The sequence below is a fragment of the Arthrobacter sp. 05N429 genome (genome assembly GCF_056397045.1).
In genome coordinates, this window is sequence record NZ_JBFTMQ010000012.1 from 92,097 (window position 1) to 99,153 (window position 7,057).

Genomic DNA, 7,057 nt, shown 5'->3' on the forward strand with positions numbered 1-7,057 from the left:
ACCGATCGCGCGTGGCCGGGAGCGGATGAGCATGTCAGTGTCCTTCATCGATGATTGTGGCGGCGGTTATCAGGCGGCGGGCGGCCCTGACGTCGGGACCGAGCCGGGTCAGCCGGGCGAGCAGGTCCTCGGCTGCGGCGTGGAGCGCCTCGTCGGATATGGGTTCGAGCGCGTCGAGGATGAACAGCGCGGAGGTGGTGTCCTCGCCGAGCTGGGTGCGGCGTGTCTGGCGCCAGTTCCAGCGCCGGCAGGTCACTCCGGCGTCGTCGCACCACACGACCTCGCCGGGTTCCGGGTGTTCGATCACCGCGGCGCCGTCGGCGGCGGTATCGAAGGGTTCCTTGCCGGTGGCGCGGACCAGCCGTGGCGCACCGATGTAGCGGGTGAGATCCTCCCCGCCCAGCGGGATCTGGTGGAGCACCGAGACCGCGTTATAGAGATCGGTGAGACGGTTCACCCGGGGCAGCCCGGACACCGCACGGCGCAGGAGCGCCTCCAGGCTGTTGCGTGTGCGGTTCGGTTTGGCTCCGAAGCCCTGGTAAGCCTGCCGCCAAGCAGCCACGTGCGGGAGTTGCTCGACTGGCCGGTCGCCGAGCAACTCGCGGGCTGCGGTCGCCGCCGCCTGGAGCATCTTGTCACCGGCCTGGTCGCTCGGGCCCGGGACGAGTCCGTCCACGGCCAGCAGCAAGGCCCGGTAGTCGGGCCGGAGCGCGAACACGGCGGCGTCAACCCGGCCGCCGTCAAGGAATTCCTGAAGCATGCCCTGCTCAGGCATCGGACGCCTCCGGCCGGTGTCCTGTCCCTACGCCCGGTTCGAAGACGGCCAGGGAGAACCTGGCCGGTTCCGTGCCCGGATTGGAGTAAGAGTGTGCCACGTCGCCCGGGAACGTCACCGCGTCGCCTGCTTCGAGGGTGACCGATTGGCCTGCGACCTCCACCATGACCGTGCCCTGCTGGACCTGCAAAAGCTCTTTGGTGCCGGGCATGTGGGCCTCGCTCACATGACGGTCACCGGGACCCAGGGTCCAGTCCCACAGTTCAACCACGTCCGGCGGCTCGGTGCCGGCCACCAACACCCCGCGACCCCCGGACTCACCATTCCACAACGCAGCGCCCTCACCACTGCGGGTGACCTTCACCGGCTTCTGCCGAGGCGGCTCGACCAACGCCGGCAGCCCCACACCGAGCGCGTCGCTGATCCTCAGCAGCGTTCCCACGCTGGGATTCGCGGCACCCTGCTCCACGTTGACGACCATCCTGCGGCTTACCCCTGCAGACTCCGCCAGCTGATCAAGCGTCCAGCCCCGCGACTGCCGCTCCTGCTTAACCCGGGCGCCAATTGCCAGCGCCAAGCTCGTTGTACTCTGATCCATAAGTGCATCATAGTGCACTGTGAGTGCATTATCTAGAACACCTAAATGCGCTGTCCAGCTCGCGGTCCCTCATCGTCTTATGGGGCAGCGCATGCGGCTCCCCCTGATCCCACGGGATAGCTGTAACCGTGGCTCGTTTTTCGACCGTCACGATCGTCACCGTTTGGGGCCAGTTTCAGTTGCTCGCCCGACGACGGACTCCGCCGAATGAGTCCACGGGCTGAAGGCCCATGGCGGTGAATGTCAGGGGGCCGGTGGATCCACGAGGTGCTTCCAGCGGCTGGCGAGGCTGCGGGAGGCGATGCCATTTCTCTGACGTGGCCAGCAATTCCCTAGTGGCGGTTCACCGCAGCTCGGCAAAAGACACATTCGGAGTCGGTTCTTGCGTCCCTGTCCGAGCAAAGGCTAAAGTGTGAGGCGTGTCACCAACCAAGTGACATGTGCTGATGATCTGCGGCGGGAGAGTCCTGCCGGTACGTTCTGCAGGCGCCGTAGGAGCAAATCCTCCCCAGGAATCTCTCAGGCCCACGTACCGCCGCGGCAAGGCAACTCTGGAAAGCAGTCCGGATATTCGGACTCACCGACGGTGCAAGGGTCACCCTGCTAACAGCAGGGGGCGCGGAAACTCTCAGGTCCAATACAGAGCGGGGAGGAACCCAAATCAATGTGGCGCACCCAATGCGCCACCTGAATTATGGAGTTCCTTCATGACCATCCAGTCGTCCCCTTTAACCTTTGCCGATCGGCATATTGGTGCGCGGCGCCAGGCCGATATTGGCGCCATGCTCAAGGCCGTGGGCTATGACAGCGTTGACGGCCTCGTGGACGTCGCCGTCCCTGATTCCATCCGCCAGGCCAAGCCGCTGGCCCTCAAGGACGCCCTCAGCGAGGTCGAGGTCCTTGCCGAGCTCCGCCGGCTTGCCGCCAAGAACAAGACCGCGGTCCAGATGATTGGGCAGGGCTACTACGACACCGTCACCCCGGCCGTGATCCGCCGCAATATCCTCGAAGCCCCCGCCTGGTACACGGCGTACACGCCCTACCAGCCGGAGATCTCCCAGGGCCGGCTCGAGGCGCTGCTGAACTTCCAGACCATGGTCCAGGACCTCGTCGGCCTCCCGATCGCCAACGCCTCGCTGCTGGACGAAGCCACCGCCGTCGCCGAGGCCGTGCTGATGATGCGCCGCGCCAACAAAAACAAGACGGCCCACGACGGCAAGACCGTCCTCGACGCCGACTGCCTGCCGCAGACCATCGCGATCGTCCAGGGCCGCGCCGAGGCCCTCGGCTTCGAGGTCGAGGTTGCCGACCTCTCCAAGGGACTGCCTGAGGGCGTCATCAACGGCATCGTCCTGCAGCAGCCCGGCGTCTCTGGCCGCGTGTTCGACCACACCGCCGTGATCGCCGATGCCAAGGAACGCGGCGCCCTCGTCACCGTCGCCGCTGACCTGCTCGCGCTGACCCTCATCACCCCGCCCGGCGAGCAGGGCGCCGACATCGCCGTCGGTTCCACCCAGCGATTCGGCGTCCCGCTATTCTTCGGCGGCCCGCACGCGGCCTACATGGCCGTTGCCAAGGGCCTGGAGCGGTCCATGCCCGGCCGTCTGGTCGGTGTCTCCAAGGACCTCGCCGGAGTCCCGGCGTACCGCCTGGCGCTGCAGACCCGTGAGCAGCACATCCGCCGGGAGAAGGCCACGTCCAACATCTGCACCGCGCAGGCGCTGCTGGCGATCGTGTCCTCGTTCTACGCCGTTTACCACGGCCCTGACGGCCTGAAGGCCATTGCCGAGCGCGTCCACAACAACGCCCGCACCCTGGCCACCACGCTCCAGATCGCCGGCCGCGAACTGGTCACCGAGACCTTCTTCGACACCGTCACCGTCCGCGTCCCCGGCAAGGCAGCCAAGGTCATCGCGGCCGCAGAGGCTCGTGGAATCAACCTGCGCCGGATCGACGCGGACACCATCGGCGTCTCCGCTGATGAAACCACGACGACAGAGGTCCTCTCCGCCATTGCCGTCGCTTTCGGTGCCGGTCCGGTTGCTGAAGCGAAGGGCTTTGAACTGCCTGAACCGGTGCTCCGCACCTCCGAGTACCTCCAGCATCCGGTGTTCAACACGCACCGCTCCGAGACCCAACTGTTGCGCTATATCCGCAAGCTGAGCGACCGGGACCTCGCGCTGGACCGCACCATGATCCCACTGGGCTCCTGCACCATGAAGCTGAATGCCACGGCGGAGATGGAAGCCATATCCTGGCCGGAGTTCGCCTCCATTCACCCGTTCGCCCCGGAATCCCAGACCGTCGGGTGGCGCGAACTGATCAGCGGGCTGGAAGCTGACCTTGCCGAGATCACCGGCTACGACCAAGTCTCCCTGCAGCCGAACGCCGGTTCCCAGGGCGAGCTCGCGGGCCTGCTGGCCATCCGCGGCTACCACCGCTCCCGCGGTGATGCCCAGCGCAACGTCTGCCTGATTCCGGCCTCCGCGCACGGCACCAACGCCGCGTCCGCTGTCCTGGCCGGGATGAAGGTTGTTGTGGTGGCCACCGCTCCGGACGGCACCATCGACCACGCTGACCTGAACGCCAAGATCGAGCTGCACAAGGACGGTCTGTCGGCGATCATGATCACCTACCCGTCTACGCACGGTGTGTACGACGCCGACGTCACAGAAATCTGCGAGGCAGTGCACGCTGCCGGCGGCCAGGTGTACGTGGACGGCGCCAACCTCAACGCCCTCGTGGGCCTGGCGCAGCCGGGTAAGTTCGGCGGCGACGTTTCGCACCTGAACCTGCACAAGACCTTCTGCATCCCGCACGGCGGCGGCGGACCAGGCGTCGGCCCGGTCGCGGCCAAGGCCCACCTGGCACCCTTCATGCCAGGGGACGCGAACAAGGCAGCCCACGAAGAGGGTCACGGCGTGGCCATCTCGGCCTCCAACTTCGGCTCCGCAGGCGTCCTCCCGATCTCCTGGGCGTATGTGAAGCTCATGGGCGCCGAAGGCCTGACCGAGGCCACCAAGTCCGCGCTCCTGGCAGCTAACTATGTTGCCGCCCGTCTCAACGAGTACTTCCCCGTCCTCTATACCGGCGAAGGTGGTCTCGTGGCGCACGAGTGCATCCTGGACCTGCGCGAACTGACGGCCAAGACCGGCGTGACCGCGGAAGACGTGGCCAAGCGCCTGATCGACTTCGGCTTCCACGCCCCCACCTTGGCGTTTCCGGTGGCAGGGACGCTGATGGTGGAGCCCACCGAGTCCGAGGACCTGGCGGAGATCGACCGTTTCATCGACGCGATGATCACCATCCGCGCCGAGATCGACCAAGTAGCCGCCGGTGACTTCACCGTCGAGGACAGCCCGCTACGCAACGCACCCCACACCGCGTCCGCCGTCGTGTCCTCTGACTGGACCCGCCAGTACCCGCGGGAGCAGGCCGCTTTCCCGGTCCACCACCTCAAGCAGGACAAGTACTTCCCCCCGGTCGGCCGGATCGACGGCGCCGGTGGCGACCGGAACCTGATCTGCTCCTGCCCGCCGCTTTCCGAGTTTGAAAACTAAGGATCCCGACATGTCTGAGAAGTACACGGCTCTCTACGAAGAGCACAAGCAACTCGGCGCCTCCTTCACCGATTTCGGTGGCTGGCAGATGCCCCTGAAGTACAGCTCCGAGCTGGCCGAACACCACGCCGTCCGTAACGCCGCTGGCCTGTTCGACCTGTCCCACATGGGCGAAGTGTGGGTCACTGGCCCGGAAGCCGGTGCGTTCCTGGACTACGCCCTGGTAGGCAAGCTCTCCGCCATTGCCGATGGCAAGGCCAAGTACTCACTCATCTGCAACGCCGACGGCGGCATCGTCGATGACCTCATCACCTACCGTTTCGGTGACGAGAAGTACCTGGTGGTCCCCAACGCGGGCAACGCACCCACCGTCGCTGCTGCCCTGGCAGAACGGGCCCGTTCCGGCAAAGACGGTGGCTTCGACGTCATTGTCGGGGACGTCTCCGCGGAGATGTCCCTCGTAGCCGTGCAGGGTCCCAAGGCTGAGGCCATCCTGCTCAAGCTGACTGATGAGGCCCAGCACGCGCTTGTCACCGACCTGAAGTATTACGCGTTCAACGAGCTCACCGTGGCCGGCCACGACGTCATTCTGGCGCGCACCGGTTATACCGGCGAGGACGGCTTCGAGCTCTTTGTAGCCAACAACGCCGCTGCCCCCTTGTGGGCATCTGTCGCCGAAGCGGGGGCTGAGTTCGGCATTGTCCCGTGCGGCCTAGCCTCACGCGACTCTCTCCGCCTCGAAGCCGGCATGCCGCTGTACGGCAACGAGCTGTCCCTCGAGCGCTCACCGTTCGACGCCGGCCTGGGCCCCGTTGTGGCACTCAAGAGCAAGGAAGGCGACTTCGTGGGCCGCTCCGCCCTGGAAGCAGACAAGGAGGCCGGTTCAAAGCGCAAGCTGGTCGGCTTGAAGGGTCTCGGCCGCCGTGCCGGCCGTGGCGGCTACCCAGTCCTGAAGGACGGCAACGTGGTTGGAGAAGTCACCTCCGGCCAGCCCAGCCCGACCCTGGGCTACCCGGTCGCCATGGCTTACGTCGACGTCGAGGTCACCGAACTGGGCACCGCCCTGGACATCGATCTGCGCGGCAAAGCAGAACCCTTCGAAGTCGTCGCTCTGCCGTTCTACAAGCGACAGAAGTAAAGACCTCACTGAGTCCGGTACCACCTCTCCCATGCCCTCTCACCATTGCACTCCAAAACTTAAGGAAACACACAAATGGCCAAGGTTGCCGCTGAACTGAAATACTCCGCCGAGCACGAGTGGATCGCCATTGATGGCTCTGGCCCGTCCGTAATCGGTGTGTCCGCTGTTGCCGCCGATGCCCTGGGCGACATCGTCTACGTGGACCTGCCCGAGGTTGGCTCCACCGTGACCGCGGGGGAGACCTGCGGTGAGATCGAGTCCACCAAGTCCGTCTCGGACCTGTACTCCCCGGTCACCGGTGAGGTCACGGAAGTCAATGACGGCGTCGTCAGCGATCCGGCAGTGATCAACAGCGACCCCTACGGCGCCGGCTGGCTCTTCAAGGTCACCGTGACCGATGAGGGTCCGCTGCTGTCCGCGCAGGAATACGCCGAAGCCAACGGTGGCGAACTGTGAGCGCCGCGGCGGCCGCAGGCACAAGCACCGTCAGCTTCGAGCAGGTAGTCTCCCCTTCCCTGGACGCGGACCTGTCCGCGCTGGATCCGGAGATCGCCGCGAAGATCGACGCCGAGCTGACCCGCCAGCGGGACGGCCTGGAGATGATCGCCTCGGAGAACCACACCGCCAGGGCCGTCATGCAGGCGCAGGGCTCCGTGCTGACCAACAAGTACGCCGAGGGCTACCCGGGCAAGCGCTACTACGGCGGCTGCGAACACATCGACGTCATCGAGCAGCTCGCCATCGACCGGGTCAAGGCCCTGTTCGGCGCCGAGTACGCCAACGTCCAGCCGCACTCCGGCGCGCAGGCCAACGCCTCCGTGATGCACGCCCTGATCCGTCCGGGCGACACCATCATGGGCCTGAACCTGGCCCACGGCGGGCACCTCACCCACGGCATGAAGATCAACTTCTCCGGCCGCCTCTACAACGTCATCCCGTACCAGGTCCGCGAAGAGGACCACCGGATCGACATGGCCGAGGTG

General features: G+C 65.9%; 6 protein-coding genes and 2 riboswitches. Of the genes, 4 read left to right on the forward strand and 2 right to left on the reverse strand.

From position 1 onward, the window contains the following. Positions 1-34: 34 nt before the first annotated feature. The gene (locus AC1DF4_RS16530) at positions 35-775 is read right to left on the reverse strand and encodes a B3/B4 domain-containing protein (protein ID WP_476913891.1); all 741 of its coding nucleotides are present in this window, start codon (positions 773-775) and stop codon (positions 35-37) included. Beyond that, positions 768-1,373, reverse strand: coding sequence for a helix-turn-helix domain-containing protein (locus AC1DF4_RS16535; protein WP_476913892.1), 606 nt, complete (start codon positions 1,371-1,373; stop codon positions 768-770). Before AC1DF4_RS16535 ends, AC1DF4_RS16530 begins: the two co-directional genes overlap by 8 nt. A 447-nt stretch (positions 1,374-1,820) precedes the next feature. After that, positions 1,821-1,918, forward strand: a riboswitch (glycine riboswitch). Between the two features lies 1 nt (position 1,919). Beyond that, a riboswitch (glycine riboswitch) is annotated at positions 1,920-2,026 on the forward strand. Positions 2,027-2,080: 54 nt separating this feature from the next. On the opposite strand from AC1DF4_RS16535, the gene gcvP reads away from it, so the two are divergent. The 4 genes from gcvP to AC1DF4_RS16555 form a co-directional block, all read left to right on the forward strand. After that, on the forward strand, positions 2,081-4,933 hold the full coding sequence (gene gcvP, locus AC1DF4_RS16540; protein WP_476913893.1) for an aminomethyl-transferring glycine dehydrogenase: 2,853 nt from the start codon (positions 2,081-2,083) through the stop codon (positions 4,931-4,933). Between the two features lie 10 nt (positions 4,934-4,943). Beyond that, positions 4,944-6,071, forward strand: coding sequence for a glycine cleavage system aminomethyltransferase GcvT (gene gcvT / locus AC1DF4_RS16545; RefSeq protein ID WP_476913894.1), 1,128 nt, complete (start codon positions 4,944-4,946; stop codon positions 6,069-6,071). 75 nt (positions 6,072-6,146) lie between these two features. Continuing rightward, the gene (gene gcvH / locus AC1DF4_RS16550) at positions 6,147-6,530 is read left to right on the forward strand and encodes a glycine cleavage system protein GcvH (protein ID WP_476913895.1); all 384 of its coding nucleotides are present in this window, start codon (positions 6,147-6,149) and stop codon (positions 6,528-6,530) included. Then, the coding region (locus tag AC1DF4_RS16555; protein ID WP_476913896.1) for a PLP-dependent aminotransferase family protein at positions 6,527-7,057 on the forward strand (531 nt) is incomplete at its 3' end. The genes gcvH and AC1DF4_RS16555, both read left to right, overlap by 4 nt.